This is a genomic window from Aeromonas sp. Y311-2 (assembly GCF_027706025.1).
GTDB classification, from domain to species: Bacteria; Pseudomonadota; Gammaproteobacteria; order Enterobacterales; family Aeromonadaceae; genus Aeromonas; species Aeromonas veronii.
Window position 1 is genome coordinate 444,633 of record NZ_JAPDCL010000001.1, and the last position, 19,324, is coordinate 463,956.

The window sequence follows — 19,324 nt, forward strand, 5'->3', positions numbered from 1 at the left end:
TGCGGGACCCAGAACATGAGTGGAGTCGGTATCAGCCGACGATCAGGAACATCAGGTCTTGGTTATCAGGATGTCATGCCAGGACTTATTTATCAGGAAATAGGGAAATGACCCAGTCACTGTTTGAACTCGAGCAAAAAACCGATTTTGTCCGCCGCCATATCGGCCCGGGCGAGGAAGAGCTGCGCCAGCTGCTGGCGACCGTCGGGGCCGAAAGCCTGGACGATTTGATTGAACAGACCGTGCCTGCCGCCATTCGCCTGCCGGGCCCGCTCGGCATCGGTGCCGGCATGACCGAAGTGGAGGCGCTGGCCAAGCTCAAGGGCTATGCCGCCCAGAACAAGATTGCCAAGAGCTATATCGGCATGGGTTATCACGATACCCATGTGCCCCACGTCATTTTGCGCAACGTGCTGGAAAACCCGGGCTGGTATACCGCTTACACCCCGTACCAGCCCGAGCTGGCGCAGGGCCGTCTCGAAGCCCTGCTCAACTTCCAGCAGCTGACACTGGATCTCACCGGCATGGATCTGGCAAGTGCCTCCCTGCTGGATGAAGCGACCGCCGCCGCCGAGGCGATGGCGCTGGCCAAGCGGATGGCCAAGTCCAAGTCCAACCTCTTCTTCGTGGCCGATGACGTGCACCCGCAGGTGATCGACGTGGTCAAGGAGCGCGCGGTTCACTTTGGTTTCGACGTGGCGGTTGGCGCCGCCAGCGATGCGGTGAGCGAAGAGGTGTTTGGTGCCCTGTTCCAGTACCCCACCACCACCGGTGAAGTGAAAGATCTGCGCGCCCTCATCGCCGCGGTACAGGCCCAGAAAGGGCTGGCCTGCGTCAGCGCCGATCTGCTCTCCCTGCTGCTGCTCAAATCCCCGGGCGAGCTGGGTGCCGACGTGGTGTTAGGCTCCGCCCAGCGCTTTGGCGTGCCCATGGGTTATGGTGGCCCCCACGCCGCCTTCTTCGCCACCCGCGATGCCTACAAGCGCTCCATGCCGGGTCGCATCATCGGTGTCTCCAAGGATGCCCGTGGCAAGAGTGCCCTGCGCATGGCGATGCAGACCCGCGAGCAGCATATCCGCCGCGAGAAGGCCAACTCCAACATCTGTACCGCACAGGTGCTGCTGGCCAACATGGCGAGCTTCTACGCCGTCTACCACGGCCCGGTGGGGCTGAAAACCATCGCCTCCCGCGTGCACCGTCTCACCACCATTCTGGCGCTCGGCCTCAAGGCCAAGGGTGTTGCCCTCAAGCACGCCAGCTGGTTCGATACCCTGACCGTGCTGACGGCAGATAAAGCAGCACTCATTGCCAAGGCCGAAGGGCTCGGCATCAACCTGCGTGCGGATCTGGACAGTGCGGTAGGGGTGTCGCTTTCGGAAACCACCACCCGTGGCGATGTAGCCGAACTGTTTGATCTCTTCCTCGGCCAAGGCCATGGGCTCGATATCGAGGCCCTCGACAAGGCGGCCCAGGCTCATCACGCCATTCCGCAGGATCTGCTGCGCACCGATGCCGTGCTGACCCACGAGGTGTTCAACAAGTACCACTCCGAAACCGAGATGCTGCGTTATATTCACCGTCTCGAAGCCAAGGATCTGGCGCTCAACTACGCCATGATTTCACTCGGCTCCTGCACCATGAAGCTCAACGCCACCGCCGAGATGATCCCGGTGACCTGGCCCGAGTTCGGCAAGTTGCACCCATTCGCCCCGCTGGCACAGGCAAAGGGCTACCAACTGCTGTTGGCCGACCTCGAAAACTGGCTGGTGAAAGTGACCGGTTACGATGCGGTCTGCATGCAGCCCAACTCAGGTGCGCAGGGGGAGTACGCAGGTCTCTTGGCCATCAAGAAGTACCATGAATCCCGTGGCGAGGGGCATCGCGATATCTGCCTTATTCCGGCTTCTGCCCACGGTACCAACCCGGCCTCTGCCCAGATGGCAGGACTCAAGGTGATCGTCACCGCCTGTGACAAATCCGGCAACGTGGATCTCGACGACCTGCGGGCCAAGGCGGCCGAGGCAGGGGAGCAGCTCTCCTGTCTGATGGTGACCTACCCCTCCACCCACGGGGTGTATGAGGAGACCATCAAGGAGGTGTGCGACATCGTTCACCAGCACGGTGGCCAGGTCTATCTGGACGGCGCCAATATGAACGCGCAAGTCGGGTTGACTGCACCGGGCTTTATCGGGGCGGACGTCTCTCACCTCAACTTGCACAAGACCTTCGCCATTCCTCACGGTGGTGGCGGCCCGGGCATGGGCCCCATCGGCGTGAAGAAGCATCTGGCACCGTTCGTGGCTGGCCACGCCGTGGTCAAGACCGACAAGGAGAGCCGTGACAATGGCGCCGTGTCGGCGGCACCGTTCGGCTCGGCCAGCATCCTGCCCATCAGCTGGATGTATATCGCCATGCTGGGTGACGAGGGGCTGAAGAGATCCACTCAGGTGGCCATCCTCAACGCCAACTATCTGGCCAAGAAGCTGGGTGACTCCTTCCCGGTGCTCTATTCCGGCCGAAACGGTCGGGTGGCCCACGAGTGCATCCTGGATATCCGCCCGCTCAAGGAGGCTTCCGGCATCAGCGAGATGGACGTGGCCAAGCGGCTGATGGACTACGGCTTCCACGCACCGACCATGAGCTTCCCGGTAGCGGGCACCCTGATGGTCGAGCCGACCGAGTCGGAATCCAAGCGCGAACTGGATCGCTTCGTCGAGGCGATGACGTCCATCCGCGCCGAGATTGCCAAGGTGCAGGAGGGGCAGTGGAGCCTCGCCGACAACCCGCTTGTCCATGCGCCGCACACCCAAGATGACGTGATGGATGCAGAGTGGTCCCGTGACTACAGCCGCGCCGAGGCGGTCTTCCCGTCCGACGCCGTGCGTGCCGCCAAGTTGTGGCCGTCGGTCAACCGCATCGATGACGTCTACGGCGATCGCAACCTGTTCTGTGCCTGTATCCCGACCGAGGATTACGCCAAGTAAGTGGCGTTTATGATCACGGCCATTTAAGTTGGAAACCGTGACATTGAAGTTGGAAACCGACCATTCAAGTTGGAAACTCAAAGGCCCTGCAACAGCAGGGCCTTTTTATTATTCCGTGGACTGAGAGTCATTAAATTATAAAAATGATCGCATTTTGATCTTTCAGCCGTGTTGGGGAAGGTGCGAACAAGACTCTGGTGTGAGACTATCAGTCTCACTTGGTATCAGGGATGAGGTTCAGCATGGTCCAACAGTTTACTTTCGCGGATAGCAAGTTCAATGGTAAACGCCGCAAAACCCGCAAAGAGACATTCCTAGCCCGCATGGACGCTTTGCTCCCATGGGCCAGAATGCTCAGTGTCATTGAACCGGTCTACCCGAAAGCTGACAACGGCAGCCGTTCCTATCCACTCGACACCACGCTGCGAATTCACTACATGCAGCAGTGGAATAACCATCTGCGATGGCGCCATGGAACATGAGCTCTACGAGATTACTTCTCTGTGCGGTAGATGGGCATACAGATGACCGAGTTGATAAGAGAAGAGCCCACCAAAAGAGGTGACGCTACCAACCAATACCGAAACGGCGCAGATATCCAAGCCATTTGATAAGGAAACTCCACCTTCAGAGAGGGTTTAGAACAACATGAATATTGATTGGGATGTTGTGCGAAAAAACATAAAATTTTTAGTTGCACTATATAGACCTTCATTAGCGAAAGCACTAAGTGTACCGTTGTTGTTGGCAGGAGTAGGCATTCTCAACACTCCTTTATGGCTAGATATTTTAAATTGGCTTTTGAGTAACCAAAAATTCTTCCCAGAATATAGTGGACCAATATCAACTCCAATGTTTATAACCGGGTGGGTGTTAATTGGTCTAAGTATTTTTATTTATTTTATTGAAGTGTGGCTTCAAATTAAATCAATGCGCCAGGAAAGTGAAAAAAAGCTACTGGATACCGTTAAAAATCATCCAAAACAAACAGCGGATTTGATAGTTGATCAGATGAGGGGGGCCGGATTTACCGCTCAGCATCTTCAAGACGAAAGAATAGAAAAACTTGCCCACGAAATTACCTTGCTGAGATTTTTCGGTTCTTTTCCTAAGGAAGAGAAATCGATTGCTTTAGCAGAAAGCATTATTGATGGAGAGCTGTCCGGCGGCACCCCTCAAGTAAAAGCTAGGGCGCTAGCGCTAATTGCAAGATACTTATGTGTAGGAGAAAGGGCTCAGCTAGCGAAAAAATGGCTATCATGTTCTAAAAAATTGTGTCAAACGGAGGAGGCTGCGATAGCACAGGCCTTTATCGATGCTATTGAATTGAACAGAGTAGATGCGGCGTCTGGTTTGCTTGCAGGGGGGGCTTCAAATTATTCTGCCTTTTTTATGATTAAAAAAATAGTAGAAGGAAACGACGCTGCTTTGCTCTGGTTAGAAAGTGCAGGATTAAGCTCTCAAGATTTAGACAATGATGGCAAAGTCTTTTTGGTTTCTACATTGTTGATAGAGCATCAATGGGAAAAGGCTTTAGATTCGGCGCAGACGATAGGCGACGCATCATTTTATATTTCACCAGCACTGGCGCAGATTTCTGCGTTTGCATTCTTGGTAAATGCAATTAAGGCTGTTGAACTCCGCGAGAGCGTGTTGGCTTTTATTCCTTTAGCAGCAGATAAGTTTCCACTTGCAGATGATTCTGAATCGACAGCGCTTAGAAATAGAGCTGTCGAACTATTCAAATATTGTTCAGGTCAGGCAAGGCACCTCGGTGCTGAAGATGTCGCTAATGTATCAGATAAATATGTGCTGTGGTTACAGCTTAGAAACAGTGAAACACACGAACAAGCAATTTCAGAACTTGAGAGCTACTTTGTTAGTTACACTCAGAAAACACTTGAGAATTTGTCATTGGCATTTGCTTTTGGAATTGAAATCGATTTTGATGCGATAGAAAAGGAAGTAAATAGACAAACAGCACTAAGTCCAGAGAATGATGCAACTCTTGGTTTAGCCAGATTTGTATTGGCACAGGTACAAAAGCCAATATCGGCAGCAGTGGATTATATTAACCGCCACAGAACTCAAATGGAAGCCGCCGTTAATTCCATTGCAATTAGTATGCTAGAGATAGAGGCATTAGCGAAGTCAGGGTTGGTCGATGATGCACAACAGCTTTTACAGAAGGTCGGGAATTCTGGAGCGTCAGATGCTGATGTCAGAAAATTGCAAAATATCATCGAATCAGTTAAGGGGGCTGACCCAGTTGCATTAGCTATAAGTCAATATCAACAAAGTGAAGATACAAGTGATCTTGCTCATTTGGTTAATTTGTTAGAAAGGACAAATCGAGGTAGTAAATACTACTCATACTGCCGAGATCTTTTTTACCGTACAGGCCAGGAAACTGATGCTATCAGAGTCTGTAATGCGGCCTGTTTATTGGGGCGGTTTGCTGAACTTCATCAGTTTTTATTAGATAAGATAGATCTTGTAAAAAGAAGCGAGAGGCTGCAAGCCCATTGGGCTTGGTCTCTTTTTAGAAAAGGAGACTTAATCGGTGCTCATGAACAGATTGTTCGATTGAAGCAGTATAAGTCGCAACAGACTGATCTTAAAACTCTTGAGATCAATCTATCTATTTTTGGTGGTGACTGGGAGTCTCTTAGCATTTTTGTGGAAGATTGCTGGAATAATCGGGATGAGTTAAAGGCCAATGACCTTTTACAAGCTGCCCAGTTAGCTAAAGCAATTTCTCCACGGAGAGCAAGGCAAATTTTAGATTTCTGTACAGGAAAATATATGGATGATCCTCAAGTGCTAGCATCATCATACTTCATCGCTACAACAATGGGCATGGAGGACAATCAAGAAACATCAGCATGGCTCAATAAGGCAATAGATCTCTCTAATGACAACGGTCCATTGCGAAGGGCTTCATTCGAAGATGTAAGGGAGATGGTGTCCGAGGCTAGAGAGAAAAATGAGAGGGTCTATAAAGCCTATTTAGATGGCGATGCACCCATTTTTACAGTGGCGGAACTATTGAATAAGACAATGTCTGATTTTTATCTGATCCAGCCATTTGAAAATAAAAAGGCTAAAGATATAAGGCGGAAAAATGTAATTCCGCTATTTCATGGTGTAAGGTTGGATCAGGTCATTGTTGGTAATACAATTGTAGTCGATGCTTCCAGTGCTTTGGTGATGGAAAATATTGGTATATTAACCCATCTGTTTGATTGTTTTGAAAAAATAGTTATCCCGCATTCTTTTATGCGATGGCTTTTTGAAGAGAAGCAGAAAGTTGCTTTTCATCAGCCGAGCCAAATTGAAAAGGCAAAGTATTTTGAGCGGCTTGTTACTGATGGCAAAATTTCCGTTTTTCATCCTAAGAAAATTAATAATCCTGAGCTGGCACTAGATGTAGGTGAAGAGCTTGCGTTTATGCTAGAAGAGGTGCGTGAGAATCCTGCGAATGAGTCGCAATCTGTGGTCGTGTGTTCCTACCCTGTATATAAGGCAGGAGGCACCTTTAGAGAGGTGGAAGCTGACCTTTCTTTATTTCATCACAGTCTGACTTCATGTTCCCAATTAATAAAAAAACTCAAAGATCTAGCCGTAATCACTGAATTTCAGTGTGTTAAAGCCTTAAATTATCTTAGCCAGCACGAAAAAGAATGGCCTGTCGATCTTGAAGTGGTCAGTGGAGCACGATTATTTCTCGATTCACTGTCAATTACCTACCTGATTACCGTTGATATGCTTGATAGACTTAGCGAAGCCGGATTCGAAGTGTATGTATTTAAGGGCGAGCGCGATAGATATAGAACGCTGATAAACTACGGTTCAGTTGTCGAGCAGGCAGATTCGAAAATAGAAAGTATAAGAAAGTTGTTTTTTAATGGGCTTACATCTGGGAAAGTTACACTCGCTGAAATACCTTTAAAAAAAGACCAAGTAGCTGCTTCTGAGAACAATTATGCCAAGCCAACAGAAGAGCTTTTTGAGGCGCTAAAAATATGCGATGCAGCTTTGATAGATGATCGATTTATGAATAAGCATCGAAATATTGCATTTGATGAAAGAACAGTACCAATCTATACATCATTAGACTTTATCGAGACGCTACACCATAAAGGACTTATTTCTAAAGCTCAGAAGCTTGAATTCAGAACATTACTTCGGGAGTTTGGGTTAGAGATTGTTAGCATTTCCAGTGAAGAGCTTGAATATCACCTAAATCACTCCGTTATGTCTGATGGTGAGTTTAAACCAACTAAACAGCTAAGAATGATAAGAGAAAATCTGTTTTTGATCAGGATTAGTGGTCTGGTTCAGCTCCCAAGAGATGCCCAGTGGCTACATGAGACGATGAAGACTATTGCAAAAGCAATAAAAACTCAGTGGACCGCCGATATCTCACCTGAACTAAGTCGCGCTAGCTCCTGCTGGCTATATGAGCTTATGGGTTATAGGGAGTGGGCCCAAGCTCATAAAATAAGAGGGGATGAAGGTATGGCCTATTTAGGCGAGGTTATTAAAGTGAATTCAGTGTTGATTCCGCCGGAGTCTTTATCAGACGAGCAAAAGAAAGGCTACAAAGCATGGTTGGATGAGTTTGTTTTGGGGCCGCTAAAGGATAATGACCCGTGGAGCTTTAAGACTGTAATTGATTCGATGAAGTCGGAGGTTAAAAGTATCGCTCAGAAATCGATACTGGAGGAAGAGGTTTATGACTAACTCATATTCAGTGCGAGCTTATATGGTTTCGCACACTCTCAATTTATTCCCCAGTTTGGTGAGAGAGGAACTATTATCTGATAGTAAGTTGTTGGAAGAACTAGAGCTAGTAACAGATGTCACGATTAGTTTTGGTGATAAAGAAGTCGCATTTTCCAGAACCGCTCTCTTTAAAGCTATTCGCAGTACTTTTGACAATGTCGAGGAAGAGTCCTCCTTAGAGGATATTAATCGCAATGTTTGGTTTCTACGAAATATTCCAGAAGAAAGTTCAGCATTTTCTTTAACCAAAGGTGATGTGCAGATACTTAATAATAGTTTTTGGCCGCTTTTGGGAGATATCGACAGACGGTTAAGTATATTTGAGACAGTAGCGAAGAAGAGTTGCCTTTCGAAAGAGGAGTTTGAGTACTGGAGAGCAGTTCTCTCAATGGAGGCAGTAAGTGATGATGATGTATCTGACTTGTTGCTTGATTTGGATTTATCACCAGCCCACATTAAAGGTGTGTTAAAGAATGAGTTTCAAGGACCATCAAATAGTGTTTCAGCACTGGTCCCAAATGAAACCCGTTATTATGAACGGCTTGTGGGTAAGTACAGCGGGAGTAAAAACATTGAGGAGTTCTGTAATAATGAACTCAAGCAGTACCTCGAAGGTAGAATAGAAGGTGGAGTAACTGAAAATAATTTATTGCTTTGTATGCATAAGTCAATATCAAAAGTCATTTCAACTAGGCTCGTTGACGAAGATTCGTATCAGTCAATAGCAAAGCGAGCAATTGAAAGCAGTCATCCGATACTTTTGATATCTTGCCTTGAAATCGGTATTTTGAAATTCGCAAATTCATTAGATGCGACTCTTAAAGCTCTTTTTGAGAGTGTGTCGGCTGTAAAAACATTAGAAAATCTACGTCTTTTTTGCTCGATGGCTGTTTTCGTCGATGGTGAACTGGCGCGACTTCAGATATTTCGCAGTATGCCACCATTCTACCGGCGTCTCGCTTCACTTGCCCAGTCAGCCTTAATTGTTGAAGCTGCACTGGAAGAAAATGTTACCTTTGACAAAGTAGAGCAATGGGCGGCTCAACAGAGAGGGCTTTATTTTTACTGTCAAAATTTTATTGATCTACTAGAGGAGCCAAGATGGTTACCAACGTACTTGACAGCAGATCAATTCATTAATGAGATTTATGGACGGGTATATAATGTATGTCAAGAAGTTGGTGAATTCGAGATCGCTGAATGTCTGCAAGAAGAGCTTATGACTGGTTCTCGACTCAATATGAATTCGTTTTTACCTGGACCGTTGGAAGGTAACTCTATTCCAGCTGATGTGCCGAGAGAAATATTTAATTTGCTTGATAAGCAAGTCGGCGCTAATGTTTCATTAGCATCGTTCAAAGTTTTGATGAATTCAGCGCCTTTCTGGAAAATTGATGAAAAATATTTGGAACATACAGTTTCGCTGTTAGAAAGCGCACAGCATAAGTTATCCTCGGTAAACGATAAAGATTCAGTCTATCAGGTGCTGAACGGGTTAGCGCAAGTTTCTTGTCTGACTAGAAGCAGAAAGCTTTCTGCGTCGGTAGTGATTTTAAGTCGTCTATATCGGGACTATATTGATGTGGACTCTGAGCCCGAAAACTATCTTTCATTAGGTTTAGTCGCAGGAGCTGCCTTTGAGGATAAGAATGACTGGGCTGAATATATAGGGCGATGGTGTACAGAATTAGCATATCTGCCAATCAGTGATGATGCAATTTTTAGAATAGAGGCAATGCTCGAAAGGCTTTGCATCTTGGAACCTTATTTGTATCACACCTGTTCAAAGGCTCTAGACATATTTAAGATGCTGAGTAGAAAATAATTTGTATTATCAACTGGTGTCCTGACATTAAGGGAAGGTTAGGGAAAGAGCGAATAAGTCCTTGATGTGAGATCATAAGCCTCTATTGGTATGTACAGATCTAGTTATCACCTGACACCGGCCTCAAACCGGTGTCTTGTTTACGCTATTTTAGTGCGCACTTCCTTCGGTATCAATTTCAGACTCTTCTTGAACATGTTGTAGGGGGGTTGACCCTCCATCATCCTGCCTTGATGTGACCGCTGGGTGTTGTAGTGCTCCAGGTAGCTATCCTGGTCTGCCTGCATCTGTTCTACCGACTCATACCAGGTCGTCCTCCCCTTGATACGGAAGTGTTCATCCAGCAGTGTGCGATGCAGTAGCTCGATAAAGCCGTTGCGCTGCGGCCTGCGTACCTTGGTTGTCCGGTGCTCAATCCCCTCCAGTTGCAGGAACAGCTCGTAGGGATGGTGGTCAGGTCGTCCACAGAACTCACGCCCGTTGTCCGACAAGATGGTATAGATCAGTGCCTCGTGGGCTTCGAAAAACGGCAGTACCGTTTCATTGAGCACATGGACCGAGGTCACCGGCAGCTTGCTGGTGTAGAGCCCCCAGGCGTGGCGACTGTAGCAGTCCAGCACTGTTTGCAGATACACCTTACCAACCCCCTTGAGCGCGCCGACGAAGAAGGTATCGACCGCCACCAGTTCCCCGGTGTTGTGGACCTCAATCTGACGTTCGCGAAACTCGGGGCTGAAGCGCTCTAACAGGCGAATTTGCTCGTCATTGAGCTCAATGGTCTGCTCACGTGCGTTTTCTCAAGGCGCAGCAAGCGGTCGTGTTTGGAGAGCAAGTCGTGCCGTTGCCACACGCCACGCACTCCACCGGCACTGACGTTGATACCATGCAGAGCCAGTTCTTGGGCGACCCGCAGTGGGCCATGGGTTGGTCTGGTGAGGGAGTAATCGAGGATGGCCTGTTCAATCTCGGGAGCGACCCGATTGGGATGAACCCCTTTGCAGCCGGGCAATTTGTCGAGCAATCCCTCGGCACCATAGGTCTGGTAATTACGGCGAATTTCGTAGAACTGCTGACGGCTGTAGCCGATGAGCTTGCAGGCTTTGCTGACGTTATTGAGCTCTTTGGCGAGCTCTAACAGGCTGAGTTTTACCGGTTGATGAGTCAGGTGATGCCCGGTTGGGAAAAGACCAAAGCGAAGCTGGATGGCATGTCTAATCGCTTGTTGACGTGAGTTATCCGCTCGTCAGTCACCCACAGCCCGGCAGGCCACCCTTGCCGGGCTGAATTTTTTGGTATGGATGCATTGATTGCTCTTCGCATGGAGCCTTTTGTAGCCCAAAATGGACATTTTTTCTGAGCGGAATCACCAATCGCCTCAGAATAATGTTCTATATCCGCCGTCCTCTTATGTCAAAAAAGGAATAAAAAACATTTACTTATTATTTATAAAAATAAATATTCGTGATTATGTATGCTTATGTGATTTTTTATAAATATATGTTTTTTAAGATAAAAAATGAAATTTAGTTGAGTGTGGTATTTTTGCCATGATAGCGTCGATAGTTATTATTTATAAAAATAAATAAGTAAAAACAACGCCTTACGTGCACTGTTGCGGTTGACGACCCCCTGCCCAGTTACTAGGTTGTATGTAGGTCTGGTAGGAGTAGTCATGCAGCAAAAAACGGTTCAGCAGCCCATCGTCACCGATGCGGAGATCGCAAAAACAGCACGGTATAACCGAGACATCAAAGCTTCGGGGTATCGCCCCTGGGTCACGGTGCGGCAGTCCCATACCTATGGTCAGGGGCAGATTGTGTATAGTCACAAGACCAAACGTGAGCATCATCTGCTGAGTCGCGGTGAGAGGGCGCCATTTTTCTATTTCGAGCGCGATCCAACCGTTATCGACATTCTCGAACAGTATCCGTTACCACTGCATGAAACGCTCAAAATTGCGGCATCTCTGCACATTGTCCATCCTGGTAATTACAAAGAGCGGGCGAATTATGGTGGCCGCATCCCAGCCAAAACAATGACTCAGGATTTTGTCATTATTCGGAAAACGGAGGCAGGGAAGCATATATTGGCTCCATATAGCTTCAAATATTCGGATGCGCTGGATCCGGAAATAACATCCCCCCGTGTTGTTAATCGTACAAGGGCAAAGGAGAAAATTGCCATTGAATATTGGCGTACTCAAAATATTGATCATGTGCTGTTAACGGAAAAAAGCTTCAATAAAGTACATATATATAATCTGGAATTCCTACGTGAGTGTTTTGATACGCCTGAGTATATTCAGGTATCTGAGACCATATACCTCATTATATTGGGACGTATCAAACATCACCTGATTGCCCATCCCTCAAATACCTTGTTAGTGTTGATCAAGCAGGTGGCTAAGGAGTTGAATATTTCTGACGTGCAGGTGAAATGTGTATTTCAATATGCAGTCTATCATGGTGTTATAATCGTTGATCTTACACAACGTTTAGAGTTATATAGGCCTGTGCCATTCAACGAGGTGGTTCATGCGAGTTAACCAGAAACTGATCACTAATACAAATGGTGGTTCAGAGTTTCTGATTGTCTCTATTTGTTATGACATGGGGTTGTTAGCTGTAAGTGAATTATTGGATGGGCCACCAAAACGGCCGATTAATCTATTAATAGAGAACGTCGAGTCTAATATTGAAAGTGGTGAGTGGACTCTGGCTGAACATCAATTTCCAAAAGTTTTGTTTTTCTCTGATAGTGAGCTAGAACCTCAATGGATCAAGATTCGCAATGAGAGACTGGCTGTAATTAGTCCGCTGCTTAGTCAGCCTGAATTGTTACATCGCTATTTATATGGTGATGCAAGTGGTATATTGAAAACGTTGATTGAAAATTCCGGTCGAAGTAGGAAATACATTTGTGCTCAATTGAACAGTTATTTCATTTTTGGATCATTTCCAAATTCATTGCTCCCACACTATTTTAATTGTGGCAGCAACTTTCAACTGCCAGAAGTGCCCTTAGGTCAGAGAGCAACCAAGAGCGGCCCAATTACGCGATATGGTACACCATATCGTGGCATTACTCGGCGAGATATTATACAGATTGAGCGCTTTTCAAAATCTATTAAATCTGGCTCGGAAGTGAGGTTGTCAGAGCTATACTTTGACTATTGTTTGAAATATGAGTGCGTCAATGTTTTACCGAAGGGTGTTGAGGATTGTGACATAGCAGAACCAATTAAAATGTTACTTCATAGGGAAGATTTAATATCACCAAGAATATTTAAATATCATCTAAAAAAATTCGTCAGTAATCTCACGTTCCTGAAAAAACGAGTAGGCAGTATTAATTATTCTCGTGACCATGCAGGAAAGCCTGGTCTTGCCCGTGCGGGCCTGAGGGGGCCAACGTCACGATATGAAATAGACAGTACTATTGCCGATGTTTACATCCGTTACCCGTACAGTAACGATGAACTACTGAGTACTGGAAGACCGGTTATATATTTTGTCGTTGATACCGCGAGCAGTATGATTGTTGGATTGCATGTCGGTTTCGACTCGCCTTGTTGGCATGGAGCAAGTCAGGCTCTATTCAATGCGATGAGCAGTAAGCAAGCGTTTTGTAGGCAGTATGGTGTGGAGATCGAAGAGGCTGACTGGCCCTGCAATTTACCATGTCGTGAATTAACGTTCGACCGGGGCTCTGAGAATACTGATACCAATATTTGCAGCCTGCTGCGCGGACTCATTGGTATCACAGTCGGTAATTTTAATGCCTATCATCGCGGGGATATGAAAGGCCAAGTGGAGAAAACTTTCGACATTATTCAGACTCTAGCGATCCCGTTCGAGGCAGGCAAGGTGGTTAAGTATCCACATAAGGAGGATCAGCACGCATCTCGTCGCCCCCTGCTGACGTATGAACAGTTCATGTATCGGCTTATTAATATCATTATCTATTCAAATAATCATCGTCAGCGCGTGACCTCGCACAACCTAGAAATGTCACGTGATGGGGTTGGTTTTACTCCTCGTGATGTATGGAACTGGGGTCTGAAAAATTCAGTGATGGTGAGGCCTGTTCCCATAGACCGTCTGCGATTTGCGCTGTTGCCAGAGGATGAGGCTACGGTGCGTGCTGAGGGGATATTTTTTCGAGGCCTTTACTATAGCAGTAATGAAATTGTTCGAATGCAGTGGCTGGATCAGGCGAAAAATCTCGGACGTTTCAAAATCAGAGTCAGGTACATAGATACATGTACTAATTATCTTTGGTTTAAAACTGAGGAGAGTGATGAGGTCTATCAGGTTGAGCTGACAGATCGCAGTGAGGCATATCGGAATCAGGTTTGGGCAAATGTCATGCATCGCCTGTATATTGTTAAACAACAATTGGCTGCGTTGGATGAGAAGAGATTCAATGCTCGCGCAGTGTTAGAAATGGACTTTCGCGAATGTGATGAGGTAATTCGAAAAACTAATCGTGGACTGAAAAAATCCACTGCAAAAAATATACAGTCAGGAATGAAAAGCCATAAACAGGTCGAAGGGAACTTGCAACGTCATCATGAGGAAATGGCTATTGCTGCTGATTTAAGAAATACATGCCAGCCAGATAATTATATTAAAAAAACACCCAGTCAGAACCTTGCTGACCCGACAATATTTACAGTTCAGGAGAAATAGTCATGGCCGCACCTCAATATTACCCACATCCCAATTCAAAATATCGGGGAAACCCCTATATCGAGGGGCTTGGCTTGCCGCTCTCAACGGCACAATTTTATGCGAACTGTGAGATCCCTTTTCAGTGTGATCTGGATCTTGCAGGGGTGGATGAATCGCTGCATTCATATTTTATCCGCACTGCCATAGATCAACTGGCGGACGTGTATACCTCTCCAGATGAGGCGTACCGTTTATATGACCAAATACGACGAATGATCGAGGCCGGGTATACTCGACGCAATCCAGTGGGGGCAGATGTGCGCCGGCTATTAGCTGCAATTGATCGTGACAAAGCCGAGCCATGGAAAGCCTCTCATGTACTGAGTCTTGGGTTGTCTGTTCAGTATAGCCTGTTATTGCTAGGGCTCAGCGGACGTGGGAAGAGCACGATGGTTAGGCAAATTTGCCAACAGATACCACAAACGATAGAGCATGATCGCTATACGGACCTGCATGGTCACGAAATTATTGTGAGTCGAGTGCAGGTGACCTATCTGTACATTGAAATTCATGATCGCCGTGGCCAAAAAGCACTTTTGCTGAACTTGTTAGAATCACTCGACGCTGTCACTGGTGAGAGTTATAGCCATACCCATAGGAACCGCTCTGTTAATGAGTTGATTTCGGTAGTGCAAAAATCGTTTATCGGCCATGGGGTTGGTTTGCTGATCCTTGATGAAGCGCAAAACCTGGCCAGGTCTGCCAAGAATGAAGTGATCAGTAACAACGAGAAAACCACCATGAAATTTTTAGAGGAACTATTAAATCGAGTGGGGATCCCGTTGATGTTTGTCGGAACATTGGCCACGATGAAATTGTTTGATAGCGAAATGACGCTAACCCGCCGAGCAACTAAAAATGGATTTATGCAGTTGGTTAGCTGCGATATAAATAGCTCATTTTGGCTGCGTTTTATCCGCCTGATATGTCAAACCAGATTTCTGAAAAACCAGAAAACATCAGAGGATGTGTTACGCCAACATATACATTATTTGAGTGCCGGTATCCCGGCTATTGCAACCAGTCTAGTTCGCGCCACGCTATCATATCTAACCCTGCTGAAACCAACAGATCAAGATCTCTCGATCGCAGCATTGGACCTATGTTTCAATCGCGAATTTAAAATCCTCCAGCCTGCGTTGAGTGCTCTGCGTAAAGGTGATTACTACCAATTTGAGGACTTATCGCCGATGTTACTGCTCGAATCAGTGGGAAATAGTCAGGTTGTTGATGGAGACGCATATTCAGCAGAAGGAGAAATCCTGCTGCAAGGCGAGGTTAAAATCACCAAAAAGCTGCCAAAAACAGAGGAAAAGAAGCTAAAAACTTTAGAGCAATTATCCCCGGATTCATTGCTGGGGCAACTCGGTTACTCTGTAGATAAGGGGTCGTGGAAATGATCCTCCATCGGCTGGAGTTGCTACCTGGTGAGCATTTAGGGGCGGTAGTTGGCCGGATGCATGTGCTGAGCACGCACGGGACGTTTACTGCAACGGCCCAGGTGCTGGGGCTGAGCAGCCCACAAATCCGTCCCCATCGTTTATGTCATCCCGACGATCCTGTCCTCGATACCCAATTTCGGGCCCGACACGTTCAACGTGCGTGGCAGGATCACTCTGTCGGCAATTATTTAGCTTCTTTTTTGACTCCGGATGAGCAGAGGATAGTGACATCAGCACTGGCGGGCCGTTCTCAGCTTCGGTTACGGGTGACTGGCCTGCACAATGTACAACACCAATATTGGCGCTGGTGCGCAGACTGTATTGCCGAGGATTATGAGCTCCATGGTATGCCCTACTACCACCGAGATCATCAACTACCAGGAGTGTTCCATTGTTATCGGCATCAATGCGGTTTGTCTGGTCACTGCGCAGGCTGTGGTTTTTCTGCCAAATTATTGTCGGAACAACTGATCCCACCATACGAGGGCCTCTGCCCCCATTGTGGGCACTGGATGGGGGGATACGATGGTCATTTTTCCGAGCGGATGAAAGAGATTGAGTTGGCGTCGCTGGCATTAGCCCAGTCCGCGAGTGCTCTCACCCTGTGTGCGCTAACTCAGCTGGTGACTGATTCGATGGGCATCTCGGGCGAGGCGATGCGCACGGTCAAAAGTATCAAAACGATCAATGCGTGGTTTCAGCAGATGGACTCGCAATGTGATCCCCTGGCACTTACTGCGTATTTCACCAATAGTGGGGGGCCAGGTCAGGTATGGCAATTACCCCCACAGCTGCGCAATGCACGGGGCTACCATGAGAAGTCAGCCCGAGATCCGTTGCACCCTCTGGCCCATCTAATGATGTTGCAGCATGCTGGCGTCGATCTGGTGGGGCTCTTGGGATCTGAGGGGTGATCAGTGTTGACCTCGGTGATCCCCACCTATATTCCTGGCGAGTCGGCCTACAGCTGGGTCAGCCAGTATTTTGTTCATTCGGCATACAGTGATCGAAACCATTTTTGTAACCAGCTATTCCACTGTCCTGCTGTTCGGTTGCATCCGGCATTACCAGGCCATATTAAGGCGGCTGCCCAGGCGGCGGGGGTGGATCCGCAATACCTGCTGCACCACGGCTCGGCCTTCCCATTGTTCGCCCTGACGCTGAACAATAAGCACCAAGTCCACGCCCTGGCTGCCGCCATGCTGGGTGAGGGGAGGGGAATAATGGCCCTGTCAGGACAAGCCGCCAGCAAACTAAGGGTCGGTGGCGCTTGCCTGAAATGGTGTCCGGCCTGTCTTCTAGAAGATGAAAAGCAGTTCGGGTGTGGGTATTGGCATACAGTACACCAGTTGTATGGGGTCACGGCCTGTGCCAAGCATGAGCTACGATTGCAAACCCTGGCGGCCAGTGCGGGAGGTATTGATCGGCGACTGCTAATACCGGATCCCGAGATACCCTGTGAACCATCGCGTCCATCTGAACAGGAAATCAAACTTTCTACATATATCACCGCTATGCATCGGTATCTGTGCGTCCAGTCGCCAACGGAGTCGCTAGCTGAGCTGTACCAGCGATGGCTCGGGCAACAGGGCTATCTGACGGCCAGAGGCCATCTGCGTAGCCAGCCCCTGTTGCAGGCCATGACGGAGTTCTGGCAGGGGTTGTTTGCCGATATAACGCCAATAGTGCCGCCGGGGCTGGCCAACTATCGATACGTCTCGGGGCTGGTGCACGGTGACCGCAGTCACCACTACCTGAAACATGTGATGCTGATGGCGTTTGTAAGCCGTAGCCCAGCGGAATTTTTTTCTATCAGTAGCCCAGCTGCGGTGCAGATACAATCCACTATGCCTAGCGACGGACAGCTATCAGAAACAGCAATACTGACATTGTTGGTGAAGCGGGTTTCCATGCGACAGATTGCCTGCCAGACCGGATACAGCATCGGCTATATCAAGCAACTCGCCCTGAGACACAATCAACCGGTTGATCACCGTGCCAAGCGCATTACAGCTGAAGTTGAGCGGGGAATATGGCGTCAGGCGTTCATGGGGGGATCACGGCAGCAGATCGCGCACAGTCATGGCGTTTCTGTCGGGGCGGTCGAAGCCATTATTCAGAGCCACCAAGGGCTGTCTGACTGGCGACGGCATTTGAGAAGGGTTAACCGTCTCCGTGAGCACCGTGTAACGGTGGCTGCATATTTGGCAAAACATGCTGATGCTAGTCGAGGCTTTGTCGAGCAGGTGTGCAGAACGGCTTTCACCTGGCTCTATAAACATGATCGTGCCTGGTTGTATCAACAGTTACCTGCCGCCAAGCGAGCAGTTCACCATCCCAGTGTGGATTGGGAAGAACGGGATAGGAAACTGGCTGAGCAACTGGGGCTGCTGGCCGAGCAGGCAAGCTCTCTATCTGCACTGGAACGGGCAGTCGATAGGCCAGACTGCCTGAGGAAATACAAAACACGTCTACCGCTCAGTTACGCATTGGCTGTGCGGCTGGTTGCGGCGTATGCCGCTCAACATCCTATGCCCTGATGCTCGCCGTCGATACCTATACAGGTTCTGATATCAGGCATCACAACGAGGAGTATTGCCATGAAGGTCGAAGCAATCGTTCCTACCACACAGGTCGTCGATATTTTGTGCGATGTCTGTGGTGCTAGTACTACTAAATCGCTCGGTACGCAGGAATTCGGCACGCTGGAAGCTTGCTGGGGTTATGGTTCGCAGCACGATGGTGAACGATATCAGGTACACCTATGTGAAGGCTGCTTTTTTGGGGCGCTGGCCAACCTGAGACAGGAGCATCGGTTGATGAATATGTTTTCGGATGATTATCAACCCGCAGACCCTGATCAATTTGGGAAAATTGAAGGCAATCGAGAGCTTATCTAACCACGATTTGAGTGGTTGTGTTGATCGGCTCATCAAGTGAGTCGATTGGTCGAGGTCATCGGCTCATCAAGTGAGTCGGTTGGTCGAGGTGATCGGCTCATCAAGTGAGCCGATTGGTCGAGGTGATCGGCTCATCAAATGAGCCGATTGGTCGGGGTGATCGGCTCACCAGATGAGCCTATTGTTGGTGCTTTATGGTCACGTATGAACTGTTAATCAACAGGGGATGCCATGCCGAATCCGGCCGACAAGATCGATAACTGCCTGCGCTCCCATAGGCGTAGTAATCACATCGGCCGGTTTTTCACCACCTAATCCCCACGCAGAGCGGGTGAGCCATCTCATCGTTTTAGCAGTATCTCCCCGGTGTAGGGATATGGCTGCGTCCACTGCTAAGGCTGCCCAGTAAACGCGATCTCCCTGAGCTGTCGATAAGCGATTGCCCCGTTTGATTTGGCGATTCAGTGTGTCTCGGCTAATGCCAATCATCTGGCAAATTGTTCGGGTATTAGACCCCAATAGCGTGCTCAGTTTGACGACGATCTCAGGAGATACACCAGACACTATGTGCTGATCTCAGAGATCCCCTCATTTTTAGAGACTCAAATAATTCCAAGTGTGCGGGTATATAAGCGGTGTTGCTTCAGGTAGT

The 19,324-nt window shown here is 48.1% G+C and carries 10 protein-coding genes and 2 pseudogenes; 10 read left to right on the forward strand and 2 right to left on the reverse strand.

The window, feature by feature from the left end:
* Positions 1–107 precede the first annotated feature (107 nt).
* From gcvP to OKC42_RS01965, 4 genes and pseudogenes are all read left to right on the forward strand, one after another.
* Positions 108–2,984 carry an aminomethyl-transferring glycine dehydrogenase gene (gcvP, locus tag OKC42_RS01950; RefSeq protein WP_270803774.1) on the forward strand — a complete coding sequence of 959 codons (2,877 nt, stop codon included), beginning with the start codon at positions 108–110 and terminating at the stop codon, positions 2,982–2,984.
* 242 nt (positions 2,985–3,226) lie between these two features.
* A pseudogene (locus OKC42_RS01955) lies at positions 3,227–3,488 on the forward strand (IS5/IS1182 family transposase); the annotation flags it as partial.
* 144 nt (positions 3,489–3,632) lie between these two features.
* Positions 3,633–7,730, forward strand: coding sequence for an HTH domain-containing protein (locus OKC42_RS01960; RefSeq protein ID WP_130632597.1), 4,098 nt, complete (start codon positions 3,633–3,635; stop codon positions 7,728–7,730).
* Positions 7,723–9,597 carry a hypothetical protein gene (locus tag OKC42_RS01965; protein WP_270819003.1) on the forward strand — a complete coding sequence of 625 codons (1,875 nt, stop codon included), beginning with the start codon at positions 7,723–7,725 and terminating at the stop codon, positions 9,595–9,597. The genes OKC42_RS01960 and OKC42_RS01965 overlap by 8 nt, the downstream gene beginning before the upstream one ends.
* A gap of 140 nt (positions 9,598–9,737) precedes the next feature.
* Here the strand turns inward: OKC42_RS01965 and OKC42_RS01970 are convergent.
* Positions 9,738–10,762 (reverse strand): annotated as a pseudogene (locus tag OKC42_RS01970) (IS481 family transposase).
* A gap of 507 nt (positions 10,763–11,269) precedes the next feature.
* Between OKC42_RS01970 and OKC42_RS01975 the strand changes: the two are divergent.
* The 6 genes from OKC42_RS01975 to OKC42_RS02000 are packed head-to-tail and all read left to right on the forward strand — an operon-like array spanning position 11,270 to position 18,672.
* Positions 11,270–12,142 carry a TnsA endonuclease N-terminal domain-containing protein gene (locus OKC42_RS01975; protein WP_017784504.1) on the forward strand — a complete coding sequence of 291 codons (873 nt, stop codon included), beginning with the start codon at positions 11,270–11,272 and terminating at the stop codon, positions 12,140–12,142.
* Positions 12,132–14,288, forward strand: coding sequence for a transposase (locus tag OKC42_RS01980; protein ID WP_130632595.1), 2,157 nt, complete (start codon positions 12,132–12,134; stop codon positions 14,286–14,288). The genes OKC42_RS01975 and OKC42_RS01980 overlap by 11 nt, the downstream gene beginning before the upstream one ends.
* A gap of 2 nt (positions 14,289–14,290) precedes the next feature.
* Positions 14,291–15,730 carry an AAA family ATPase gene (locus OKC42_RS01985; RefSeq protein ID WP_130632594.1) on the forward strand — a complete coding sequence of 480 codons (1,440 nt, stop codon included), beginning with the start codon at positions 14,291–14,293 and terminating at the stop codon, positions 15,728–15,730.
* Entirely contained in the window at positions 15,727–16,686 is a 960-nt protein-coding gene (locus tag OKC42_RS01990) for a TniQ family protein (RefSeq protein WP_077097819.1), read from the forward strand. The genes OKC42_RS01985 and OKC42_RS01990 overlap by 4 nt, the downstream gene beginning before the upstream one ends.
* Positions 16,687–16,689: 3 nt before the next feature.
* A complete protein-coding gene (locus OKC42_RS01995) occupies positions 16,690–18,312 on the forward strand; it encodes a TnsD family Tn7-like transposition protein (protein WP_077097821.1) in 1,623 nt (540 codons plus the stop codon).
* Positions 18,313–18,372: 60 nt separating this feature from the next.
* Positions 18,373–18,672, forward strand: a complete 300-nt coding sequence (locus OKC42_RS02000) for a hypothetical protein (protein WP_024941359.1) — start codon at positions 18,373–18,375, stop codon at positions 18,670–18,672.
* Positions 18,673–18,888: 216 nt separating this feature from the next.
* Here OKC42_RS02000 and OKC42_RS02005 read toward each other — a convergent pair whose 3' ends face one another.
* A complete protein-coding gene (locus tag OKC42_RS02005; RefSeq protein ID WP_270819004.1) occupies positions 18,889–19,236 on the reverse strand; it encodes an antitoxin Xre/MbcA/ParS toxin-binding domain-containing protein in 348 nt (115 codons plus the stop codon).
* Positions 19,237–19,324 lie beyond the last annotated feature (88 nt).